Source organism: Candidatus Polarisedimenticolaceae bacterium (genome assembly GCA_036275915.1).
Taxonomy (GTDB): domain Bacteria; phylum Acidobacteriota; class Polarisedimenticolia; order Polarisedimenticolales; family DASRJG01; genus DASRJG01.
Window position 1 is genome coordinate 435,966 of sequence record DASUCV010000022.1, and the last position, 22,819, is coordinate 458,784.

Consider the following 22,819-nt stretch of genomic DNA (forward strand, 5'->3'; position numbering starts at 1 on the left):
GCCACGGACGATCGTCTCCTGATGGATCCTACCGGAGCCGCAGCTCGAATCGTTTGGCCGCGCGGCGTCGCCCCGGTCATGGCGCTTGCGCTGATGTCCCTCGCCCGCGCGCCGCTCGCCTCCGCTGCCGCCGATCCGATTGCGGCCAGGATCGACGCCGAGCTCTCGGCCGCGTATCCGCCCGGCGGAGCGGGCGCCGCGGCGATCGTCGTACGCGACGGAAAGACGATCCTGCGCAAGGGTTACGGCATGGCGAACGTCGAGCTCGGAGTGCCGAACGCTCCGGATACCGTCTTCCGCATCGGCTCCATGACGAAGCAGTTCACCGCGGTAGCGGTGCTCATGCTCGTCCAGGAGGGGAAGATCGCATTCGACGATCCGCTGAAGAAGTTCCTGCCGAACTATCCGGCCGGCGGCGAGAAGATCACCATCGAGAATCTTCTCACGCACACCTCCGGCGTCCGTAGCTACACCGAGATGCCCGACTTCGAGTCCGGCATGCGCAACGACTACACCGTCCCCGAGATGATCGATCGCTTCGCGAAGGAGCCTCTCGACTTTCCGCCCGGCTCCCAGTGGCACTACGACAACTCCGGTTACTTCCTTCTCGGTGCGGTCATCGAAAAGGCGAGCGGGATGGCGTGGGGCGCGTTCCTTCAGCAGCGCATCCTCGATCCCCTGAAAATGAAGTCGACCTACATCGGAAGCAACGATCAGGTCATTCCGCATCGCGCTTCCGGGTATTCGCACGACGAGAACGGCAAGCTCGTGAACGCGCCGTTTCTCAGCATGACGCAGCCGTACGCCGCGGGAGCCCTGTGTTCCACGGTCGACGATCTCGCCCGATGGGACGAGGCGCTCTATGCCGGCAAGCTGGTCCGGCCGGAGCTTCTCGCCCGCGCGTGGACGGCGCACCGGCTGCCGAGCGGCGCCTCGACGGGCTATGGCTACGGATGGGAAATCGGTTCGTGGGATGGACATCGCGTGATCGAGCACGACGGCGGGATCAACGGTTTCAGCAGCGACGGCATCAGGCTGCCCGACGATCGTCTTTTCGTCGCGGTGCTCAGCAACGACGAGGACCATCAGCCGGGTTCCGACACGGTCGCCGAACGGATCGTCACCGAGGCGCTGGGCAAGCCGTACGACGCTCGGCCTCGCATCGCCGTCTCCGAAGGCAAGCTGCGCGAATACGTCGGCATCTACAGGATCGACGCCGACTCGACCCGCAGCGTCACGTACGATGCCGGCAAGCTCTACACGCAACGGTCGGGCGGCCGGAAGGCCGAGGCGATTCCCACGGCGCCCGACCAGTTCTTCTATGCCGAGACCCTGAACACCCTGAGCTTCGATCGCGACGGCGCCGGCAAGGTCGTTGGGATGACGATGTCCTCGTTTGGACACGAGCCGGAGAAGGCGGTTCTCGAGCGTGGGGGGACGAGATGAACGACGACCCGCGAGACGACGAGGCGACCCGCACCCCGGGCGAGCTGGCCTCCGAAGCCGCCGCCCGGTCCTTGCCGGCGGCGATCGGTCAGTACAAGGTTCTGCGTCTCATCGCGGAAGGCGGGATGGGCGCCGTCTACGAGGCCGAGCAGGAGCGGCCCCACCGCAGGGTCGCGCTGAAGGTCATCAAGGCGGCATGGGCCGATAGCGATCTTCTTCGGCGCTTCGGACAAGAGTCGACCGCGCTCGGCCGTCTCCAGCATCCCGGCATCGCTCAGATCTACGAATCCGGGACCGCGGAGACCAGCTTCGGCGCGCAGCCGTTCTTCGCGATGGAGCTGATCCACGGCCGCCCGTTGACCGAGTATGCCGATGCGCGCGGCCTGGGATTGCGCGAGCGGCTGACGCTCGTGATCCAGGTCTGCGACGCGGTCGAGCACGCGCATCGAAGGGGCATCATCCATCGCGACCTCAAGCCGGCCAACATCCTCGTCGACGAGCACGGGCAGCCGAAGGTCCTCGACTTCGGCCTGGCGCGTGTCACCGACAGCGATGCGCAGGCGACGCGCCAGACGGACATGGGACAGGTGCTGGGCACGCTTCAATACATGAGCCCCGAGCAGGTTCGCGGCGATCTTCTCGAAGTCGACACGCGCACGGACGTCTACTCGCTCGGCGTCATCCTCTACGAGCTGCTCGCCAAGAAGCGGCCGTACGAGATCGGACGGACGCTCCCCGATGCGGTCCAGACGATCCTGCGAACGGAGGCTCCTTCGCTCGGCTCCGTCAGTCGCGCGTATCGCGGAGACGTCGACACCATCGTCCGCAAGGCGCTCGAGAAGGACAAGGAGCGCCGCTACACCTCGGCCGCGAGCCTGTCGGCCGACCTTCACCGCTACTTGGAGGATCAGCCGATCGTGGCTCGGCCGCCGAGCACCGGCTACCAGCTCAAGAAGTTCGGCTTGAGGCACAAAGCGCTCGTGGCGGGGACCGCGGCGGTCTTCCTGGCTCTCTCGGTGGGAATGGTCGCGGCCACGTGGGAGGCGGTCCGGGCGCGGCGAGAGAGCGCCCGCGCCAAGGCCATGAACGGCTTCATGGAGCAGATGCTCAGCGCCGCCGACCCCGAATCGCAGGGCGACAAGGACGTGACGGTCGCCCAGGTGCTGACCCTCGCCTCCGAGAAGGCCGACAAGACGCTGCAGCAGCAGCCGGAGGTGGAAGCGGACGCGCGCATGCTCCTCGGAGCGACCTTCCACTCCCTCGGCAAGCTCGATGAATCGCTGAAGGAGCTGCGGCGCGCCGTCGCGCTGCACGATGCCGGCGCGGGAGCCGGGACCGATGCCCACGTCCAGGCCCTACGCGGGCTGGCCTGGGCGCTCGACGACAACGGCGACCTCGAGGAATCCGCGAAGACGTACGAGCGCGCGGGGACGGTCCTGGCGGCGCTCGGTCCATCGCACGCGAAAGATCTGGCGATGAACTACAGCTCGACGGGACGCGTCAGAACCGAGCTCTCGCAATACGAGGAGGCGGGGAAGTGTCTCGACAACGCGCAAGCGATCCTCGATCGGCTCCCCGGCGACCACACGGCCGAGCGTGCCGACATCCAGGCCAACCGGGCCATCTTGATCAAGAATTGGAAAGGCGATCTCGCCGAGGCCGAGCGCCTGTCCACCGCCGCGGCGGCGCTCTACCGCGAGCACGGTGACCGCATCCTGCTCGCCACCCAGCTCAACGACCTCGCCGTCATCAAGATGCAGCGCGAGCACTACGACGAAGCCAACGCCGTCTACGAAGAAGCGCTCGCGATCGAGCGAGCCGAACACGGCGAGCAGCACCAGGCCACGGCGCGCGTTCTCGAGAACATGGCCGCCGTCGCCTACAAGAAGGGCGACCTCGAGAAGTCGCTCACGCTCTTGAACCAGGTGCTGTCGATCCGCGAGAAGATCTTCGGCGCCGACAGCTTCGCGGCCGCCCGCACCCGCTTCAACGTCGGCGCGGTCGCTCTGGCGAACAAGGAGTACCAGCGCGCTCTCGAGCTGACCGACGGGGCGATCCCGGCGTTCCGCAAAGGCGCCGGGGACAAGAGCACGGAGGTCGCGGTCGCTCTCTCGCAACGCGGCAGCTGCCTCAAGGGGCTCGGCGATCCGACCGGCGCGATGAAGGAGTACCAGGCGTCGCTGGCGATCTACGATGCGGGCAGAGCGCCCACCGACGGAGGACGAATGCAGACGCTCGTCCTGATCACGAGGCTCCAGTGCCAGGAGCGGGACCGGCGCGCCGCGAGCGCCACGGCCGCCACGGCAAAAAGCGCCTTGAAGGGCGACAACCCCGACGAGGCGGTCTGGATCAAGAGGTTCGACGAGGAGATGGCGAAGTGCGGGGACTGATCGGCTCACATTGCGGTCGCGCCGCGCAGATGTCGGTGGCAGTCATGAAAAATTCGCGATCACCGGGTTGTGGTCGCTGAGCTCGTCCCAGCGAGAGCCTCGGACGACGCGGCACGATGTGAGACGTTCCATCCACGACCGGGGGACGAAGATTCCGTCGCAGTGATAGGGCGTGGCGCGATTGGCGCTCCACCTCAAGGTTTGCGCGAGGGCGCGCGTGGGATTCGCGGCCTGCCAGCAGCTGATCAGATCGAATTCCCCCGCAAGCCTCTCCAGGATGCCGCGCTCACCGCGGCTGATCGTGCGGCTCTCTTCGGGACGGCGGTATCCGACGACGACGTTGAAGTCGCCTCCCAGAATCAGATCGGCCCCGGCCGCCAAGGGAGCCAGACGGTCGAGGATCTCGTGCATCGTGCGCACGTACCCGCGGTCTCCCACCGGACAATGAACGCTGAACGCCCGGACCGGCCTGCCGTTCGTCCACGTCGCGCTCTCGAGCGTGCCGCCCACGATCCAGCCGTCGTAGCCGGCAACCGCAATCGGCGATAGTCGCGCGGAGCGGGCCAAGATGGCGCTGCCCCACAGCGACCTGCCCGCCCGACCCCAGACCAAAGCATCCTCCCCGGCAGGCCGGAACCTCTCGTTCGGAGCCTCCTCGGGGCGGCGACACTCCTGGACCAGCAGCAGATCGGCCTTCAGATCGCGGATCAGTCGCGACCAGTGTCCGGCGCGCTTCCTGCTGCCTCCAGCGAGGAAGTTGTACGCGACGATGCGAAGGGACGACATTCGTCCGTCCGCACCTAGGCCCGAGGCATCGCCGTCAGCTCCACGTCGAGCCTTTCGAGCGGTGCGAGCTCGCGCTCGATCTCGACCCCGTGGGATCGCGCCAACAACGCGTGCAATTGGCGGAGTCCCTCCGAGAGGGATGCAGGCCCTGGCTGGAGGATGTAGGTCGATTTGATCTCGAAGATGCGGCCATGGCGCACGGCGCTCACGGTGTTCCATCCCGGTCGATCGCAAATCCTCGTCTTCCTGACCTTCTTGCCGCACCACGAAGCGAACACGACCTCCGGATCGCGGCGCACGACTTCCTCCGATTCGACGATCCGATCGCGTGCCAGAGCCGCGCGCGCGAGCTCCGGGAAAACCGGATCGCCTCCGGCGATCGAGACGAGCTCCTCGACCCACCGAATCCCCGAGATGAGAGGCGCGTCCCATTCTTCGAAGAAGACGCGGAGCCGTCTTGGAAAGACTCCGGCGGAGCGTCGGATCGCTGCAATGCCGGACTCCAGCTCGCCGGCAAGGCACTCGGCCTCGCCGGGGCAACCCACGAGTCCCCCGAGAGCGCGAATCATCTGAAGGATCTCGGCCACCGATCGCTGGTTGAACACCATGACCGTCATTCCGCGGCGAACGAGCGCCGCGGCGATGTCCGCCTGCAGGTCCGAGAACGCGAGCACGAGATCGGGCCGAAGCGATTCGATCTTGTCCAGGTTCGCGCTGATGAAGGCTGAGACCTTCGGCTTGGAACGCGCCTCGGGCGGGCGAACGGTGTACCCGGAGACGCCCACGATCCGATCGCCTTGCCCGAGCCGATAGAGCGTTTCGGTCGTCTCTTCCGTCAGGCAGACGATTCTTTCAGGGAACCCGCTCACGTCGTAATCATACAGGCGAGAGAAGCGGCTCTATGATCTGCGACCTTCCCTCTCCCCACGTGAAGTGGTTAACTTTCCGCGGATGAAGGTGCGTTGCAGATAAACGACGAAGCCGAGACGCAGGAGCGGTTCGAAAAGCTTCAGCGCAAGCTCGTCCCCCTCTGGCGGTCCATCCGCGCCATGGGAGAGGACGAGCAGACGATCGTGGTCGTCCCTTCGATGACCGTCGACAAGGTCTTCCCTGGTGCCGTTCAGCAGGCCTATGAGGAGCGCTTTCTCTTCCTTCTCTTCCTCCTGCGCCAACCGCGCGCACGCATGGTCTACGTGACGTCGCTCGCCATCGCACCCGCGGTGATCGACTACTACCTGGGGCTCCTCCCGGGTGTCATCGCGAGCCACGCGCGACGACGGCTGTTCCTGGTGTCCCCGCTCGATCCGTCCTCGAGGCCCCTGAGCCTGAAGCTGCTGGGTCGCCCCGAGCTGCTCGAGCGGATCCGTGGGCTGATTCCCGACCCGGATCGCGCGCACCTCGTTCCGTTCAATACCACGGCGTACGAGCGCGACGTTGCCGTCGCTTTGGGTATCCCGATGTACGGCTGCGATCCCAAGCACTTCCACCTGGGAACGAAGTCGGGGTGCAGGCGAATCTTCGCCGAGCTCGGGGTCGATCATCCTCTCGGCGCCGAGGGGCTCACGACCGAGGACGACCTCGCCGGTGCGATCGCGGAGATGCGCGCGCGCAAACCGTCCATCGCGCAGGTGATCGTCAAGCTGAACGAAGGCGTCTCGGGGGAAGGCAACGCCATCGTCGATCTGTCCGATCTCGCCGGCGGGGGCAGCGGGACGGCAATCCGCTCGAGGATCCGCGGCATGCGCTTCGACACGCCTTCCATGACGCACGACGGCTACATGGCGAAGCTAAGGGCGGTCGGGGGCGTTGCCGAAGAGCGCATCGCCGGGGACGACTTTCGCAGCCCGAGCGCGCAGCTACGCATATCACCGCTCGGGGAGGTCGAGCGGCTCTCGACGCACGACCAGATTCTGGGCGGCCCGTCGGGCCAGCTCTACATGGGCTGCAGGTTTCCGGCAGATCCCGCGTACGCCGCCGCGATCATGCGCGACGCAGCGCGCGTCGGCTCGCGCCTCGCCGAGGAAGGGGTGATCGGCCGCTTCGCCCTCGACTTCGTCGCGGTGCGCGAGCCGGCCGGAGATTGGAAGGTGTATGCGATCGAGATCAACCTACGCAAAGGGGGTACGACGCACCCGTATCTGACGCTGCAGTTCCTGACCGACGGCGTCTACGACCCCGAGGCGGGGCGTTTCCTGGCCCCGTCCGGCCGTGAGAAGTTCTTCGTCGCAAGCGACGACGTGGAGTCGCCGGCCTACCGCCGGCTCACGCCGGATGATCTGTTCGACATCGCGGTGTGCCGCCGGCTGCACTTCGAGCCGACGCGACAGACCGGAGTCGTCTTTCACATGATGAGCGCTCTTGGCGAGTGCGGCCGCGTCGGCCTGACCGCGGTGGCCGACACGATCGCCGACGCCGATGTCCTGTTCAAGCACACGGTCGCGGCGCTCGACGTGGAGGCCGCGCGTCGCGCGTAGCGTGCGCCGCGCCGCCGGCGCGAATTTGACTCAGCGGCCTGCGCGCGGGGCGATGAACGCGCCCCACCAGTTCGCGCCGACGGGATGGACGCGTCCGCGGTCACCGAGCCACGACGCGAGCGCCTCGCGCTGGGCCGCCGGCGCCAGGACCAGGACTTCGTTACCGCGCGAGGAGATCCACGCTTCGCGCCCCGCGGAGCTTACGATCGTCGCCGGGAGCGCGGCAGACCGCCTGAGCCAGTAGGGCACGAAGTTGCTCGGGAGAGCATGCGCATCGTCGCCGATCAGGGTGATCGTCCGGTCGAGGTAGAACGAGAGGCCGGCTGGGTAGCCTTCGTACGCCGCGATCTCGACCTGTTGCGGGACGCGGGCGAGGCTCTCCGCCAGGGGCTCGACCGAGCGAGCGCGCGCATAGGCAGCAGCACCCGGAAGCGCTACCGTGAACAGCGCGATCTGTACGACACATCCGGCGGCGACGGCGAACCCGACGCGCCGCTCGCGCCACGCGAGGAGCCCGCAGAGCGCCATCAGGAGGAGGGCGCACACGAGCTGCGGCCACACGAGGCCGAGCCACGCGCTTGGGCCGTCTTGCGAGCCCCGCAGCGCGAGCCACCCGAGCGCGGCGGCCCCGGCGAGCGCCATCCCCGCGAGAACGATCGCGGTCCGCGCGACGAGGTGCGACGCGCGCCCATCACGGCGACGCCACGCGTAGCCGAGCCCGCGGCCGACGAGCGCTGCGGCCGCGACGACGCCGGAGAGGATGTACGCGGGTTGCTTCGTACGCGAGAGGGAGAAGAACACGAGGACGACGAGCGCCCAAGCGACGAGCAGTCGATCGGCAGAGGTCAGCCGGGCGCGCTCGCGCCACGCGGCGACTGCCATGGGAGCGAGCAGGACCGTCCACGGCATGAGCGTCGCGAGGAAGACCGGCAAGAAGAACCAGAGCGGCTTGCCCCGATGGAACGCCGGGGTCAAGAACCGGTTGAGCGACTCCTCCACGAGACCGTAGCGCGCGAATTCCGGGTGCGCCCGGACGAGCAGGAGAAACCACGGAAGTACGAGGCCGAGGACGATCGCGACGTTCACCGGTGCGAACACTCGCCGCAGCGCGCGGGGCCGTCCGTCGGCGACGAAGAACGCGACGAGCACAAGCGCTGGGACGATCGTACCGACGGGGCCCTTGACCAGCGTACCGAGCCCCGCGGCGGCGGCACCGGCGGCGTGCCAGCGCCGGTCGGGCATGGCCCCGGCTTCCGCGATGAACCCGGCCAGAATCGCCGCGGTCGTGCACGCGCACAAGGCGCCGTCCATGATCACGATGCGTGAGAATGCGATAAACAGAGGCGCCGTGCCCGCGACGATCACCACGAGCGCGGCGGTGACCGGCTCGTAGACGCGCAGCGAGAACGCGTAGAGCAGCGCCAGCGTCGCGAAGCCGCAGACGACGGAGGGGAGGCGCGCGGCCCAGGCATCGTTGCCGAACGCCCGCAGGGAGAGGGCAACGGCGTCGAAGTACGCCGCCGGCTTGTCCAGGTACGGTAGCCCTTCGAGGGTCGGCACGAGCCACGAGCCGCGCTCCGCCATCTCGCGCGCCACCTCGGCGTTCCGGCCCTCGTCCGGCTCCATGAGCGGAAGCGAGCCGAGGCCCGAGATAAACACCGTCCCTGCGACGAGAAACGCCGCGACGCCGCCCGCCGTGACGAGATGTCCTCTCCGAGTCATGAGCGCAGCGTATCCGCTTCGGGGGACGTGGTGGCGGCGGCAGGGATTTGTTGGGTCACCGTTAAGCGACAGTAGCGCCCGCGGGGTGTAGTGTCCTGTCCTTCCATGGGACGACACATGGTCGTCGAGCGAACGTCGGGTGCGGCGCAGGACGATGCGAGCATGCCCGATGCCCAGAGCGTGCGTCCCTTGCGCATCGTCCAGGTCAATTCGCTCCTCAGCGGCGGCGGCGTGGACAACCAGACGCTCCAGCTGTCCGCCGGGCTCGCCGCGCTCGGCCAAGAGGTCACTCTCGTCATCCCCGAGGAGAGCCGTTGGGCACCGCTCGCGCGAGGGCTCGGAGGAGTGCGCGTGGTGTGGCTTCCCGGTCGGACGAACCGGCCCGTGGGCGTGGGGCGCGCGCTCGCCTCGCTCGTCCGCTCTTTCGACGCGGACGTCGTGCACGCACATCAAGGGCGCGACTACTGGCCTGCGGTTCTCGCCGCGCGAACCTCCGGACGGAACACGCGCGCGGTTGTCACCCGCCACCTCATGAAGCGGCCTCGGGCCTTGAGCCGGTGGCTGCTGCTGCGGACGGCGGACGTCATCGCGGTCTCACGGGCGGTCGAGGAGGTCCTCAGGCGCGATCTCATCGGACCCTCCGATCGGCTGCACGTCGTGCACGGCGGCATCGAGACCGACCGATTCGCGCCGTCACCGGCCGGGCTTCGCCGCGAGCTGCGTTCCCGCTTCGGGTGGGGCGAGCGGGACGTCGTCTTCGGAGTGATTGGAGTCTTCAACCATCCGCGCGGGAAGGGCCAGATGGAATTCCTCGCCGCAGCGCGGGAGGTTCACGCCGCCTTCCCGGAGGCGCGCTTCGCGATCGTCGGGCGGGGCTCGATGGAGGCCGATCTTCGGGAGCGGATCCGCACGTCCTCGCTCGACGGCATCGCGACGATGGTCCCGTTCATGGACGATGTCGCCGGTGTCATGAACGCACTTGACGTCGTGGTTCACCCCGCGGTCGGCACCGAGGCGCTCGGGATCGTGCTCTGGGAAGCGCTCGCGAACGGGAAGCCGGTCATCGCCTCGCGGCTCGACGGCATTCCCGAGGCGTTCGAGGACGGACGGCACGGCCTTCTGGTGCCGCCCGGAGACGTCGCGGCCCTCGCCCGCGCCATGGAGGACTTGGCGCGTGATCCGCAGGCGCGGCGCACGCTCGGGGAGGCCGGGCGGGCGCACGTGCTCGCCCGATTCACGCGCTCGGAGTCGGCCCGGCGAGTCCTCGGCATCTACCGCCGAATCTGCGCGGGGCGGCTCTAGCGTGAGCCGAGCCGAGCTGCCGGCCTACTACACACGCCTCGCGGAGTTCCGGTCCCTGTTTTCGACTGGCACGCCGATCCTCACGTACCACAAGCTCGGACCGCGGCCGCCCCGCGTTCGACGCAAGGGACTCTACCTGTCGACCTTCCTCTTCGACCGCCAGCTCGGCGAATTGCGCCGCGCCGGGTTCGCCTCGGGGAGCCTCGATGCGCTGCCCGGCGCCGTGGTGAGTGCGAGGCCGAGCGTGGTCGTGACGTTCGACGACGGGTGCGCGAGCGTGCTCGACCACGGACTCGAGCCTCTCGAGAGGTTCGGATTCCGTGCGATCCAGTTCCTCGTCGCCGGCCTGCTGGGGGGGACTAACGCGTGGGACGCGGAGCGCGGAGAGGTGGAGGAGCGGCTCATGGACCAAGCGCAGGTCCGCACGTGGGTTGCCGCGGGACATTCCATCGGCGCGCACTCGATGACGCACCCGGATCTCACTCGCATCTCTCCCGTCCGCGCCCGCGAGGAGATCGTCGCGAGCAAGAAGCGTCTCGAAGATCTGTTCGCGGTCTCGATCGATCACTTCTGTTACCCCTTCGGCTCCTGGAACAGCCAAGTGGCGGAAATGGTCCTGGAGGCGGGCTATCGAACCGCCTGCACAACGGAATTCGGCGTCAACACCGCCGATACCCCTTCGCTGGCTCTCCGTCGCATCACCGCCCGCTACCGCTCTCGGTCGCTGCGGTCGTTCCTTCGCACCGTTCTTGGGGCGCGAGCGTAAGCGGCGGCGTCCAAGACGTTTGGCTGCATGCTGTTCTCGCGGTACATTCGCGCCGAGGCGTTGGGGGGGGGCGGCATGCGGGTTCTCACCTTCATTTTGACGGTGGTTTGTCTTCTCTGGACGCCAGCTTCGGCCGGGTGCCCACCCATCACCCTTTCACCCCCGAGTCTCCCCGGGGGAACGCTCGCGACGGCGTACAGTCAGACGATCTCGGCCACGGGCGGATTGGCGCCGTACACCTACGCCGTCTCGGCCGGCGCACTCCCTCCGGGGCTCTCGTTGGCTTCGAACGGCGTCCTCTCCGGCACGCCGACCGCGCTCGGTAATTACGCGTTCACGGTGACCGCTCTGGATTCCAGCGGCGCGGACGGCACTCTCGGCTGTACCGGGAGCCAGCCCTACTCGATCGTGATCGGTTGCTCCACTCTCGCGATCTCTCCGTCCTCCTTGCCCGGAGCGACCCTCGGAGTGGCCTACAACCAGACCCTCGTCGCGAGCGGTGGGAACCCCCCCTACACGTTCGCCGTCACGGCAGGCGCGCTCCCACCCGGGCTCAGCCTGAACGCCGGGAGCGGCGCGCTCACCGGCACGCCCACGGCAACCGGAAGCTTCTCCTTCACCGTCACGACGACCGACGCCCGGGGATGCACGGGAAGCCAGGCCTACACGGTGGCCGTCACTTGCCCGACGATCTCACTCTCGCCGTCGTCCTTGCCGAACCCCACGGTGAATGTTCCCTACAACCAGACGATCACAGCGAGCGGAGGCGCGGCTCCCTACACCTTCGCGGTCGCCGCGGGCTCTCTGCCGTCGGGGCTCAGTTTGAACGGAGCGACCGGCGCGATCTCGGGCCTCCCCACGACGTCGGGCCCTTCGTCTTTCACGATCTCGGCCACTGACGCCAACGGCTGCGTCGGGACGAAGAACTACTCCGTCACGGTCTCGACGTGCACGCTGCCCCCCGCATGGACGCAGGCGGCATCGCTGGCCGCGGCTCGCCAAGGCCACACCGCCACGCTTCTCCCGGCGGGGAAGGTCCTGGTGGCGGGTGGCAATGGGTCGAGCAACCCGGCCAGCGCTCTTTCGAGCTGCGTTCTCTACGACCCCGCGGCCGGAACGTGGAGCCCCACGGGCCCGCTGACCACGGCTCGAGGCGGGCAGAAGGCCGTCCTCTTGATCGGCGGGAAGGTCCTCGTCGCCGGTGGAACGGATGTCTCCGGCTTCGCCGTCGCCGGCGCCGAGATCTACAACCCGGCGTCGGGAACGTGGAGCGCGACCGGAGCGATGGCGACGCCGCGCTACAACCACACGCTGACGCTCCTCCCCGGCGGGAAGGCGCTCGTGGCCGGAGGCACCGCAGGCAGCGCTGCTCTCGCCAGCGCGGAGGTGTTCAACCCGTCGTCCGGAACCTGGAGCGCCGCGCCCCCCATGGTCGGCGCCAGGCTCAACCACACCGCGACCCTTCTCCCCAACGGGAAGGTCCTCGTGGCCGGGGGCTCGGGGAGCAGCGGGGCCGTCCCGACCGCGCAGCTCTACGACCCGTCGTCCGGAACCTGGAGCCCCACCGGCTCGATGGTCTCGGCGCGCTCGGGCCACACGGCAACTCTCCTGTCCAATGGCAAGGTGCTCGTGGCCGGAGGTCTCGGTACGAGCGGGCTCGTGGCGAGCGCCGAGATCTACGATCCATCGCTTGGCACCTGGTCCTCGACCGGCGCCATGATCGCGCCGCGATTCTTCCACTCGGAAACGCTTCTGTTCAGCGGGAAGGTCCTCGTGGCGGGAGGTTCCGGAGGGAGCGGTTTCCTCTCCAGCGCTGAGCTCTACGATCCTTCGGCGGGAACCTGGGGTCCGGCCGGCTCGATGGCGACGACGAGGGAATTCCACACCGCCACGCGCCTGCCGAACGGCAAGGTCCTCGTGGCGGGAGGATGGAAGGGCTCCCTCGGATTGACGGGAGCGGAGCTCTTCGATCCTGCTCCCTGCTACCCCAACCCGATCATCGTGTTTCCCGTCTCTCTCCCGATCAGCATTTTCGCGACGTCGTACAGTCAGACCATCCGAGCGTTCAGCGGCGGCGGAGCCGGCGGTCCGTTCTCCTTCGAGATCTGGGACGGCGCGCTTCCTCCGGGCCTCGCGCTCGATGCCGATACCGGCACCCTCGAAGGAGTCCCCACGCTCGAGGGGACCTTCGACTTCACCGTCGTCGCGAGAGCGCTCGACGGCACCGAGTCCGCCGGGAGCCAGGCCTATTCGCTCTCGGTGGTCAGCCCCATCCCCATCACCGCCTTCTCTTCGGCCACCGACACATCGGTCTCGATGTCGTGGACCGGCGTCGACGGGGCGACCGGCTACTCCGTCTGGCGCGCGCAGGGACCTTCGTGCTCGGACGCGGTGAAGATCACCGACATCCCGCTCGAGGGCACCGCATACGAAGATCAGGGCCTCCAATGCGGCGGGACGTATACCTACTTCGCCACTGCCGAAGGGGTCTGCTGCCTCCCGCCCGGCGGGGAATGTGGGACGGTGACGCTTCAGACCTGCTCGATCCCCGTCGAGGCTGCTCCGTTGAACTGGATCGACAAGGACACGCTCGCATGGCCGTCCGTCGCGGGAGCTTGGAGCTACAACCTGTACCGAGGAACGCGCTCGAGCCTACCCGCCCTGCTGGACGGAACTGCCAACTCCTGCACCGTCTACGAGGGCGCTGCCGCGCTGTCCTGGGGAGCGGGCGATCCATCGCTCCTGCAAGAGGGAGACTTCTACTGGTACCTCGTGACCGCTGTGAACACCGCGGGCGAGGGATCTGCCGGCGACGCGAGCGCGGGGTTCCGCACCGTCAACTCCTCGGGCGCGTGCCCGTGACCTGAGTTCAGCATCGGGGGGAAAGATGTTGTCCTCCGGACGGATCTTCGACGTACATTCCGCCGGACACCGACGCGGGGACCCACGCCATGTCATTGATGCGCAGCTCGCTGATCCTCGGGATCTTCCTGACCGCCGCCTCCACGGCGAGCGCGCAAGTCTGCTCGACTCCACCCTCGGAGGCCCGGAACCTGACCGTCTCCGGCAGCAACCCGACGCACCTGAGTTGGCAGCCACCCGCCGATGCCGGCGGCTCGACCACCATCCTCTACGACGTCCTGGGCAGCTCGACCCCCGGAGATTTCTCGGCCGCGCAATGCCTCGCCAGCGGGACGTCGGCGACCACGTACGACGAGAGCGGCTTCACGGGCATTCGCTACTACCTGGTCCGGAGCCGCAATGCCTGCGGTAGCAGTCTGGGATCCGGATCCAACGGCAATCCGCGCACCGGCGCCGCATGCCCGCAGAGCGACGGCGGGCAGTGCTTCAACAACTTCGACTGCGTCACCACGTCCTGCTGCAGCGGCTTTTGCCGCAATCTCGCCACCAACACGGACAACTGCGGCAACTGCGGCAACGTGTGCTCCACGGTGAACGGCACCCCGAGCTGCGGCGGCGGAACGTGCACCATCGCCTGCAACACGGGGTTCATGAACTGCGACGGCTCCGCGACGAACGGTTGCGAGTGCGGAGGGAACCTCTGCTGCAGCGGCGCGTGCGAGCCCGCGCACTTCAACGGCCTCGGGCAGAGCTTCGACGACTGCGCGCCGCTCGGTACACCCGGAACCGGCTCCACCTACACCCACACCCTGGCCGTCGAGGCGCGGGCGGCGTGGCCGTTCCCCGCCGTCATCGATGACGACTGCATTTGCGGCACCGGGACCACGACGACGTGCGTGTATCGCCAGACGGCGACGAGCTGCGCGGTGTGGGAATTCAAGAACGCGACGGGGCTGAGCTCACCAGCCGGACACGTGAACCTGAATACCGCGAACAACGGCTGCGTCTGTCCCTCGGGCACCGACGCGACCTGGAGATAACTCGTTCGGCTTCGAGGCCTCGCGTTGGTCCCAGTGTCGTCGCGCTGATTCAGGAGAGCCGCATCGTCGTGGTCGAGAATTGCTTGGGGAGTTCAGGAAGCGCTGACCAAGCGGACAGCGCTCCTGCCGACCTACGCACCCCCCGTTCCAACTGGTGCTTCCCTCTCTGATCCAATCCCACTACACATCCAGTTTCCTCGAGCCCAGCCACTTGACCTTGTCCGGGTCGCGGTGATCGAAGAAACTGCTGGTTCCAGTGTCGAGTGTCGCGATGGCTTCGACGTCCTCGGTGCTCAGATCGAAGTCGAGCACGTTGTAGTTCTCTACCATTCGTTCCTTCCGCACTGACTTGGATAACACCACGATTCCGCGCTGCGATAACCAGCGAAGTATCACCTGAGCTACGCTCTTCTTGTATTTTGTTGCGAGCATGACAAGCGTCTGATTTTCGAAAAGATGATTCCGCCCCTCGGCAAATGGAGCCCATGCCTCAGGCTGGATTCCGTTGGACTGCAAGAACGTCTGCGTCTCATGCTGCTGCAAGAAGGGGTTGACCTCGATCTGATTGACCGTTGGTGCTACTTCGTTGTGCAGCATGAGGTCCATGACGCGGTCAGGCTGAAAGTTCGCGACGCCAATTGCCTTGACCTTTCCCTCCGCGTACAGATGTTCCATGGCACGCCATTCGCCATACACGTCGCCAAACGGCTGATGGATGAGATAGAGATCCACGTAGTCCAATTGCAGACGCTTCTGGGATCGCTCAAACGCTTCTATGGTCCCATCGTACCCGTTTCGCTGGATCCATAGCTTTGTCGTGACGAACAACTCCTCCCGGGCGACTCCACTGCGCCGGATTCCCCGACCTACAGCTTCTTCATTGAGATAGGACGCGGCCGTGTCGATCAACCGATACCCGGTCGCAATCGCGTCGACGACGCACTGTTCGCAAACCGCTGCATCCGTGATTTGGAACACGCCGAATCCGAGCATCGGCATCGGGAGCCCGTTTGAAAGTACTACCTGTTGCATTGGCATCTCCACTTGAGCTTGCGTCGGAAACGGCACCCCGCGTGAACGGGTTCGTGCTCGCATCCGGAGCATAACAGGAGCACAACGGGCAAGAAGAGCCACGCTAAGTTGCGTTCTCCGAGAGAGTTGAGTAGTGGAGGCGGCGGGCAGTCTTCCCGCATCCGCCTGAAGAACAAACGGTTGAAAGCGCACTGCTTTCGTCGCGCTTGGTGGAGGCGGCGGGAATCGAACCCGCGTCCAGGTTCAAACGAAAAGAGCGATGGCGCGCGACTTCCGCTGCCAGGGCTCGTTTCTCCGCCGAATCCGTTGCCCCGTTGAGTCCCCTGGAGTCCCCTCCAGTCCCCTGGAGTCCACCGCAGTCCTGGAGACATTTTGGAGACGGGTTCACGAAGTCGGGCGTCCCTCGTTAGTCCTTGGACCGTGGCCTGTCGGAGCCTGGGAGTCGCGGTAGGTCAGACCCGCCAAGTCGTGGGCGCCGTAATTGCCGGACGTCACTCCGATCCCGCCGGCAGGAGCGACCAGTCCCATTTTGAAATCTGTGTACGCCGCCCCACCATGTAGCAGTCGGATCGATTCTGCGACGACAAGACTTGCAGCGGCTGCGCCAACAAAAGGCACCGCGATCGCCTTTTCAGCGAGTTGGACGCGTCCGCACTCATCACCGTGGAGGCGCGCGTAGGCGGCACTCTCACGAGCTACGCGCGCTCGATGCTCCTGTTCTAGTGCGACTTCTTCTGGGGAGACGTCCGGCCAAAGTTCCACTGCTCTTCGGGGATTGGGAAGTGAATGGAGACTGATCGTGTCGAAGTTGCTGGTCATCCCTCCGAGCCCGCTCTCGATCACCCGCGTGAACTCGGCCGTGGCTAAGTGTCTACGCGCCGAGTTTGAGTCAAAACCGCACAACGCCAGCTGCGGCTCATCGGTGTGACAACGAAAGTCAGAATGGAACCGCCGCTCGATAATTCTGGTCTTGAATCCGCGTTGCTCCAGCCACGCACTGCAAACCCGCGTCTTGTACGAACCAACATTGTTAGTTCTGAAGATGAGGCTGGTTTCGAGATTCTCCGATGCGACCTTATCGAAATCGTTCAGGAAGAGCTCCATCGATCGCGGATTTGCGTACGGCAAGGTGGCGAGCGCCCACAGATAGGCGTTCCCCAAGTGCCCCAAGCCCAGTACCCAGAGGTCGCCAGGTAGGAACTCCGCGGGAACCCCGAGCGCTGATGGGTCGCGAACGTCAGCGTCAGGCTGCCAGAGAGATAGCGCGACCGTACGTCGGCCCGCCTCGATGCAGAAATCGGCGAACGACAGGAATATCTCCGACATTGCGAGAGCGGCGGCAAGGATGCCAGAGACGGAGCAGTACTCCCGCTCGGTCAGGCGTTCCATCTCGCAAGCGGGACCGACCTTCGCAATCCAGCCGTCGAACGTGACGCGGAGGGCCTTGATCGGCGGAACGGCGTTTCCGAAAACCACGGCGTGGCAACCCGGCTGGTAGCTCCCCAAGCCCGTCAAAGCCTTTGGCCCCAAGATGTTCATGAGCGCCTGGCCGAAGGTGAGGTTGAGCACAGGCCATAGCAACAGCGGCGTTTCCGCCAGATGTGCGTGAAGGGAGACGCGCACGGCGCCGGGAAAGCAGCGCGTCGCGATGTTGGCAGCCGTCAGGACGGCGAGTTGCAGCGTGTACGAGGACGCCACGTCAGAGCCACACACTAGCGTGACGCCATGCGACTGCCGACGGGCGAGTGCGTCCTCCACGTTCATTTCATCGCGGTCGACGAACAACTTGGAGATGCGCGAGAGCTGGATGTCGGGCGTGGTCATGCGTCTCACCAAAGAGTCAAGACCACCCGCCGTGTCTTGTCGCCCGGCGCGTGGGTTCGCCATTTGAAATCGCCGAGGTACTCATAGATGCCGACGCCGCTTAACGACCACGAACTCGTGCGAGCAAACTTCGGCACGATGATCGCGGTGTGACCGACGATCGGCATCATGGGGTTTCGCTGGTCGATCGAACTCTGTCCGACGCCATCGCCGGGATGCGTGTGCACATCCGCGAGCACAGCGAGACCTTTTTCCCGGCAGTATTTCCAGAACGCGGCATATCCGTCTGCGTGGAAGGCGATGGCGCCCGCTTGATAGGCAACCGAATCGAGATCGTCGTAGCAGACGAACGTCGTGACGCGCGTGATTCTCCCTTGTTGGCGACCCAGCAAGAAGGCGCCGCTTTCGCGCCTGCCGCCTCCGCGTCGCCGCAATTGGAGAATCACCCGCATCCACGTCAGCCTGGGAATCTGAATCGTCGTGTCGGGGACGCTAGACGCCAAGGTAATCTCCGCTGTTCAGAAGTGCATGAAACTCCGCGAGGTAATCAGTGATTGTGTGGTCCGCGGTCCAAACCAGGTGCGGCTGCTCGGTGGTCCAATTCGGATGACTTTGAGCCGCGACCCGGTCGTATGGATGATAGAAAACGGTGTTGTTCCAGTCCGTCCGGAATACCTTGGCGAAGCGACTGTCCGGCTTCCCCTTCGGACGCCTGGCGAGATCGAGCGCAGCGTTGGTGGCGGGGTCCCAAAACGTACCCGTTGGTGCGACGGATCGATACCCGGCCGCGTCGAGCGAAAGATAGAAACGGTCCGGCGCGCCAGCGCGGGTCGCCGCCTCGATCCAGAAGATCACGCGTGGCCAAGTCAGATCGGTCGGCTGCATCTCTTTCTCGGGCCGGCCCCACCAGCCATTCAGCACGCCATTTCGGAAATCGGCCGACAAGAGGTCAGCTTGGAAGAGGCGTTGGTCAGGCTGCTCCATGTGCTCATCCCTGGGGCGTGACTTCCCGGACGAGGTTAAAGCAGATCGAGCAGACGGCCGCCTGCACGAGTTCGCCCAAGTGCCGATCGGCCCTCGGCCGCTCGGTGGAGTTGCAAAGCTGCAGAACGTATTCAGCGGCCGCGGCCGGGTCGAGGTGCAGCTTCCGGCGCGCCCATGTCGTGACGACCGCGATCGTCGTAGCCGGTGAAAAGCGGTGGCGCTTCGTCTGGCCGCTGAAATGGACCTCGACTGCGACGTGCCGGCACTTGTGGACGTGCACATGCCGGTGCCGCCTGAGATCGAGCTCTTCGAGCGTCAAATTGACGTCAGCCGGGTCGTGCTTGTCGACTCCGTCCTCGACGTCCTCCAGCTCGGTCAGCGCCTCACCGCACTCGCCCACGAAGACGTAAACTTCTCCCCCCTCGCCGGTGATGACCCCGGCCCGCACCAGCACCGTGCGGAGCGTTTCCGCTGCGGACCCCGTGGCGACCGTCGGTTTCGCGCCCTGTGCGTGAACGAACAATTCAACGTTCTGATCGGCCATGACTTTTCACCTTTCCGAAAGGCGCCAACGAATCCACGAACCCTGCGCTCGGGGGGTCGAGGCGCCCTGGTAAGCTGTCCATTGGGACAACGACGTGACCGTGATAAATTCCCTCGTGAGGCCAACGAATCTTGCGCCGATCAGAGGTCTGTTGTCCATACAGACAACATGCTAGAGGTCCACGGTAGCCCTGTCAAGGAGGAGGAATGGCGCAGCCAGCACTCGGATTGCTGCTTAAGCGACTACGCGAAGAAAGAGGACTGTCGTTGCGCGAACTGGCGCAGTTCGCAGAAGTCGATCACGCGTACATCTATCGCTTGGAAGCCGGCGACAAGGAGTCCCCCTCAGAAGAAACGCTTTCAAAATTGATCCGCGCCTTGAAGGTCGTCGGCAAGCGCGAGGGGAATATGCTCCGATACATCGCGGAGCACAGCGACACAAACCCCGCCCTCGTGGCCTTCGTGCTCGACGACAAGACGATCACCTACGAGCTTTTCACCTCGGTGGCGGCGATCGCCTTCCGTGGCGCTGCCCGACCGGACTTGCCGAAGCTCTTCGAGCGGGTACGCAGAATTCTGGATGACGAGCATGGCACTCACTGAATTTGCAGTCGTTCATAAGGCGCGGAAGTTTGTCATCGACGTGAATCCGACCGCCATCCCGGTCTCGGTTGAGGACTACGCGCGTAGCGTTGGCGCCGTGATTCGCCCACAAACCGATCTCGGGCCCGACGAACCCGGCATGTCCTTCGCTCACGACGGCAAGCGATATATCTGTGTGAACGCCGGAGATCGTCCGGAGCGCCAGCGATTCACGGTATGTCACGAGGTCGCGCACATCGTCCTCGGGCTCCAGTCCGACCACAGTGAACCGCAATGGAGTTACGCCAAGCGACCGCTCGCCGAGATCTTTTGCGACGTGTTCGCCGCAGAATTGCTTCTGCCGTACAAGTCGTTTCAACCCGCGGCGGTGGAATCGTCCACCGGGCTGGCCGCGGTGGACGCCTTGGCTGACCGGTTTCTCGCATCCACAACTGCAACCGGCTCCCGGTTTGCCAGCGTGGTCACGACGCCGTGCGCATTCGTGCTCTCCGAGCATGGGAAAATCAGATACGCATCGAGGTCCAAATCGCTGATCGACGCCAGCGCTTGGATTCCACCTCGGACTGATCTGCCGCGCGGTACCCTTTCACACAGGGCACACGCAGGCGGGCCGATGGATCGGGAAGAAGTTGACGCCGCTGTTTGGTTCAGCAATTGGGAACGCGGCGGCAAGCTCCTCGAGGAAGCCAGGTATCTGGACCAGTGGGATCAGACCCTGACACTGCTATGGTTTGACGATGATGAAGTGCCACCGTTGAAGCGTCGTGCACGCGACGACGACGATGCCGTTGGCCTCCGAGAGGATGAGGAAGAACTCGGATTGCAGGAGCTAGATGGACATCTCCCTTGGCCTGGAAAGAAACGCCGTAGGTAGGAGCGGGTACTTTGTGAGCACGCTGCGCGACTACCGGCGGAACACGCGGGCTAGACACTTCGCCTGGCGGGTCGTGCGCCAAGTACGCGGTTGCCAACGCCCCGGCCGAGCTCGCCTGTGACAACGGACTGTGGCGAGCGACAGGTGCCATCCCGGATCGACGCTCCCCTGTTTCACCTTGACTTGGTCCGCTGTATCCTCGACGATCGCGATAGGTTCGGCGCGTAAAGAAGGATCCGCGAGCGATGGACCAATGGACTACGTTGATCAACATTCTTCGTCGTCTCACCGGCCAAGACGCACCGCTGCCCGCTGATCGGTCGGCGAACCTCGCGGCGTTTTGCGCCGGCGGATCGCCCCTGGGATATAGCCAACTGAATGAGCTGCTTCTCCTCCTCGGATACGACCGCGTGAGTCAGACCTTCTTTCAATACCTCGTTGATGAGAGAACCGAGTACATCCCAGGGGCATTCATCAAGGACCTTGACGCCCTTGAACGCGCCACAGAACGGCTGACGAAGCTGTCCCTTCTGCTGTATGGAAACACGAAGTTCGGCTTCAAGACCCTTTCAAGGGACCCAACTGAGCTCCGACGCGTGCTCAGCTACCTAGCACCTCTGCCAGAGGACGCGTTTCAGGCGAGAAACAATCCAATAACGCCGATTGAATTGGTTGATGCAGAGGACACCCCGTATCTCGGATACATCATCCAAAGAGAGATTCGGGAGCGCCTTGCGGATCACCCGAACGATCCTGCAGCCCGAGAAGCGGAGACCAGGATGAATGCGGTGATGGCCGCAGGAAAAAGGAATCACGAATCCTATTTGGCCTCTGATCACCTTGATGTGTATGTGGCAACTTCGATGCGTCGACCTCAGGAGTACGTGGCCGTCAGCAAGCTGACGCAGGAGATCTTCAGCCATCCCGCGCTGACAGCCCTGAAGCTGCGGTGGTTTGATCCAACCCAGGCGTATTGCCCTCATCGAATCGACAAGGGCTTATCAGAGGCTCTGATGTTGCGCAGGGCAACCTGCACGATCTATCTCGTCCAGGAATCCGATACCCTTGGCAAAGACTCAGAGCTTGCCTCGACTCTCGCTCAGGGTAAGCCGGTTATCGCGTTCGTCCCTTTGGTGGACGAAGCATATGTCGATGAAATACTTGCTGGCGCGGACGGTGAGAAGCGCAAGCGAATAATCCTTGAGCAACTTAGGCTGCTGAATCCCGGCTTGGCGTGGGTGGACGGCGACGTTCGACGGTGGCTGATCGATCCCGCCTCCTGGGACGAAGCGGCTGCGGGCGCGCTCCTCATCCATGAAATGCAAGCGCACTATGACCGCCGTGCCGAGACTTTGAAGGAGCATCACCCCCTCGGGATTCAGGTTGATCTCGAATCAGGTGTCGCCAACGGCGTCTTGGTTGTTCGGACGGTCGACCAATGCGCACAGTTGGTGAAACGAATCATGACGAACTCGCTGGAGTTCACTGTCGAAACAATTCAGGAGGACGGCCAGGAGTACCTCCTGCTTCGTGAGCGAATTTCGAACTCAGTCTATCGCGTCATGACGGGTGACCGAATGTTGACAAATGCGTTTTGGAACTACTACATCGATCAATTCACGGAGTAGAACGACATGAGCGACAAGCCTAAGCCCCGTCCGCAAGTCAGCCCTTATGATCCAGCTGCAGTACGTCGGAACAGTGATGCTTACAAGCCAGGTGCGACAGCGGTAAATAGCCCGTATAACCCACGGGCCGTGAAGCCACCTACGCGCAAGTCTTGACTGTTGGCACCGCGACCCCAGATTCGCACGATCGCCACAGCACGCGCTTTGGCCTTCCCCCGGCGTTCTCAAGTGGTCCGCGCACCACTCGTGGCGATTAGATCATGATCTGGATCGTCCTGAGGAGGTGGCAAGATGGGCCGGGGATCGGGTAACGGACACCGATTGACTTCTGCTGAGCGGCTGGAATTGCAGCGTCGAGATCGGTCCGGTGAGACGCACCAGTCTGCCGCTGTGGCCATCGGGTGTTCCGCGAAGTCGGTGCAGCGCCTTCTGGTGAAGACAGGAGGGTTGATGCCGAGAGTGACACCACAGTCACCGCTGCGTCTGTCGCTTTCTGAGCGGGAGGAGATTTCGCGTGGCCTCCTTGCTGGCGAGTCGTGCCGC

General features: G+C 65.0%; 18 protein-coding genes. 10 read left to right on the forward strand and 8 right to left on the reverse strand.

Annotated features, from left to right (window positions below; genetic code table 11):
* The first annotated feature begins 21 nt into the window (after positions 1-21).
* On the forward strand, positions 22-1,446 hold the full coding sequence (locus VFV19_18640) for a serine hydrolase (GenBank protein HEX4826325.1): 1,425 nt from the start codon (positions 22-24) through the stop codon (positions 1,444-1,446).
* Positions 1,443-3,836 carry a serine/threonine-protein kinase gene (locus tag VFV19_18645; protein ID HEX4826326.1) on the forward strand — a complete coding sequence of 798 codons (2,394 nt, stop codon included), beginning with the start codon at positions 1,443-1,445 and terminating at the stop codon, positions 3,834-3,836. Before VFV19_18640 ends, VFV19_18645 begins: the two co-directional genes overlap by 4 nt.
* Before the next feature lie 42 nt (positions 3,837-3,878).
* On the opposite strand, the gene VFV19_18650 is transcribed toward VFV19_18645, so the two are convergent.
* Both VFV19_18650 and VFV19_18655 read right to left on the reverse strand, forming a co-directional pair.
* Positions 3,879-4,622, reverse strand: a complete 744-nt coding sequence (locus tag VFV19_18650; protein HEX4826327.1) for an endonuclease/exonuclease/phosphatase family protein — start codon at positions 4,620-4,622, stop codon at positions 3,879-3,881.
* Positions 4,623-4,636: 14 nt separating this feature from the next.
* Positions 4,637-5,491, reverse strand: a complete 855-nt coding sequence (locus VFV19_18655) for a cobalamin-binding protein (protein ID HEX4826328.1) — start codon at positions 5,489-5,491, stop codon at positions 4,637-4,639.
* Positions 5,492-5,584: 93 nt separating this feature from the next.
* Here VFV19_18655 and VFV19_18660 point away from each other — a divergent pair, with 93 nt between their 5' ends.
* Positions 5,585-7,096 carry a peptide ligase PGM1-related protein gene (locus VFV19_18660; protein ID HEX4826329.1) on the forward strand — a complete coding sequence of 504 codons (1,512 nt, stop codon included), beginning with the start codon at positions 5,585-5,587 and terminating at the stop codon, positions 7,094-7,096.
* A gap of 30 nt (positions 7,097-7,126) precedes the next feature.
* On the opposite strand, the gene VFV19_18665 is transcribed toward VFV19_18660, so the two are convergent.
* Positions 7,127-8,818, reverse strand: a complete 1,692-nt coding sequence (locus tag VFV19_18665) for a glycosyltransferase family 39 protein (GenBank protein ID HEX4826330.1) — start codon at positions 8,816-8,818, stop codon at positions 7,127-7,129.
* Between the two features lie 105 nt (positions 8,819-8,923).
* Here VFV19_18665 and VFV19_18670 point away from each other — a divergent pair, with 105 nt between their 5' ends.
* From VFV19_18670 to VFV19_18685, 4 genes are all read left to right on the forward strand, one after another.
* The gene (locus VFV19_18670) at positions 8,924-10,120 is read left to right on the forward strand and encodes a glycosyltransferase family 4 protein (protein HEX4826331.1); all 1,197 of its coding nucleotides are present in this window, start codon (positions 8,924-8,926) and stop codon (positions 10,118-10,120) included.
* Between the two features lies 1 nt (position 10,121).
* Positions 10,122-10,886, forward strand: a complete 765-nt coding sequence (locus VFV19_18675; protein HEX4826332.1) for a polysaccharide deacetylase family protein — start codon at positions 10,122-10,124, stop codon at positions 10,884-10,886.
* A gap of 75 nt (positions 10,887-10,961) precedes the next feature.
* Positions 10,962-13,748: a putative Ig domain-containing protein gene (locus VFV19_18680; protein ID HEX4826333.1), complete on the forward strand. Its 2,787-nt coding sequence runs from the start codon at positions 10,962-10,964 to the stop codon at positions 13,746-13,748.
* An 89-nt stretch (positions 13,749-13,837) separates the two neighbouring features.
* Entirely contained in the window at positions 13,838-14,788 is a 951-nt protein-coding gene (locus tag VFV19_18685) for a hypothetical protein (GenBank protein HEX4826334.1), read from the forward strand.
* A 180-nt stretch (positions 14,789-14,968) separates the two neighbouring features.
* Here the strand turns inward: VFV19_18685 and VFV19_18690 are convergent, their stop codons facing one another.
* The 5 genes from VFV19_18690 to VFV19_18710 all read right to left on the reverse strand — a co-directional run bounded on the left by VFV19_18690 (position 14,969) and on the right by VFV19_18710 (position 19,172).
* Entirely contained in the window at positions 14,969-15,787 is an 819-nt protein-coding gene (locus VFV19_18690; GenBank protein HEX4826335.1) for an aldo/keto reductase, read from the reverse strand.
* A 417-nt stretch (positions 15,788-16,204) separates the two neighbouring features.
* On the reverse strand, positions 16,205-17,644 hold the full coding sequence (locus VFV19_18695) for a ThiF family adenylyltransferase (GenBank protein HEX4826336.1): 1,440 nt from the start codon (positions 17,642-17,644) through the stop codon (positions 16,205-16,207).
* 5 nt (positions 17,645-17,649) lie between these two features.
* Positions 17,650-18,096, reverse strand: a complete 447-nt coding sequence (locus VFV19_18700) for a Mov34/MPN/PAD-1 family protein (protein ID HEX4826337.1) — start codon at positions 18,094-18,096, stop codon at positions 17,650-17,652.
* Between the two features lie 40 nt (positions 18,097-18,136).
* Entirely contained in the window at positions 18,137-18,628 is a 492-nt protein-coding gene (locus VFV19_18705) for a hypothetical protein (GenBank protein HEX4826338.1), read from the reverse strand.
* A gap of 4 nt (positions 18,629-18,632) precedes the next feature.
* Positions 18,633-19,172 carry a hypothetical protein gene (locus VFV19_18710; protein ID HEX4826339.1) on the reverse strand — a complete coding sequence of 180 codons (540 nt, stop codon included), beginning with the start codon at positions 19,170-19,172 and terminating at the stop codon, positions 18,633-18,635.
* Between the two features lie 206 nt (positions 19,173-19,378).
* Here VFV19_18710 and VFV19_18715 point away from each other — a divergent pair, with 206 nt between their 5' ends.
* The 3 genes from VFV19_18715 (at position 19,379) to VFV19_18725 (ending at position 22,276) form a co-directional block, all read left to right on the forward strand.
* Positions 19,379-19,774 (forward strand): transcriptional regulator, encoded by a 396-nt coding sequence (locus tag VFV19_18715; protein HEX4826340.1) that lies wholly within the window; start codon positions 19,379-19,381, stop codon positions 19,772-19,774.
* Positions 19,761-20,648, forward strand: a complete 888-nt coding sequence (locus VFV19_18720) for an ImmA/IrrE family metallo-endopeptidase (protein ID HEX4826341.1) — start codon at positions 19,761-19,763, stop codon at positions 20,646-20,648. Before VFV19_18715 ends, VFV19_18720 begins: the two co-directional genes overlap by 14 nt.
* 263 nt (positions 20,649-20,911) lie before the next feature.
* Positions 20,912-22,276: a hypothetical protein gene (locus tag VFV19_18725; GenBank protein HEX4826342.1), complete on the forward strand. Its 1,365-nt coding sequence runs from the start codon at positions 20,912-20,914 to the stop codon at positions 22,274-22,276.
* Positions 22,277-22,819 lie beyond the last annotated feature (543 nt).

What these genes read in the sequence shown, in the direction of transcription:
- VFV19_18640 (HEX4826325.1), top strand. Translation starts at nt 22, where the DNA reads ATGGATCCTACCGGAGCCGCAGCTCGAATCGTTTGGCCGCGCGGCGTC.
- VFV19_18645 (HEX4826326.1), top strand. Translation starts at nt 1,443, where the DNA reads ATGAACGACGACCCGCGAGACGACGAGGCGACCCGCACCCCGGGCGAG.
- VFV19_18650 (HEX4826327.1), bottom strand. Translation starts at nt 4,622, where the DNA reads ATGTCGTCCCTTCGCATCGTCGCGTACAACTTCCTCGCTGGAGGCAGC.
- VFV19_18665 (HEX4826330.1), bottom strand. Translation starts at nt 8,818, where the DNA reads ATGACTCGGAGAGGACATCTCGTCACGGCGGGCGGCGTCGCGGCGTTT.
- VFV19_18670 (HEX4826331.1), top strand. Translation starts at nt 8,924, where the DNA reads ATGGGACGACACATGGTCGTCGAGCGAACGTCGGGTGCGGCGCAGGAC.
- VFV19_18680 (HEX4826333.1), top strand. Translation starts at nt 10,962, where the DNA reads ATGCGGGTTCTCACCTTCATTTTGACGGTGGTTTGTCTTCTCTGGACG.
- VFV19_18685 (HEX4826334.1), top strand. Translation starts at nt 13,838, where the DNA reads ATGTCATTGATGCGCAGCTCGCTGATCCTCGGGATCTTCCTGACCGCC.
- VFV19_18690 (HEX4826335.1), bottom strand. Translation starts at nt 15,787, where the DNA reads ATGCCGATGCTCGGATTCGGCGTGTTCCAAATCACGGATGCAGCGGTT.
- VFV19_18695 (HEX4826336.1), bottom strand. Translation starts at nt 17,644, where the DNA reads ATGACCACGCCCGACATCCAGCTCTCGCGCATCTCCAAGTTGTTCGTC.
- VFV19_18700 (HEX4826337.1), bottom strand. Translation starts at nt 18,096, where the DNA reads ATGCGGGTGATTCTCCAATTGCGGCGACGCGGAGGCGGCAGGCGCGAA.
- VFV19_18705 (HEX4826338.1), bottom strand. Translation starts at nt 18,628, where the DNA reads ATGGAGCAGCCTGACCAACGCCTCTTCCAAGCTGACCTCTTGTCGGCC.
- VFV19_18710 (HEX4826339.1), bottom strand. Translation starts at nt 19,172, where the DNA reads ATGGCCGATCAGAACGTTGAATTGTTCGTTCACGCACAGGGCGCGAAA.
- VFV19_18715 (HEX4826340.1), top strand. Translation starts at nt 19,379, where the DNA reads ATGGCGCAGCCAGCACTCGGATTGCTGCTTAAGCGACTACGCGAAGAA.
- VFV19_18720 (HEX4826341.1), top strand. Translation starts at nt 19,761, where the DNA reads ATGGCACTCACTGAATTTGCAGTCGTTCATAAGGCGCGGAAGTTTGTC.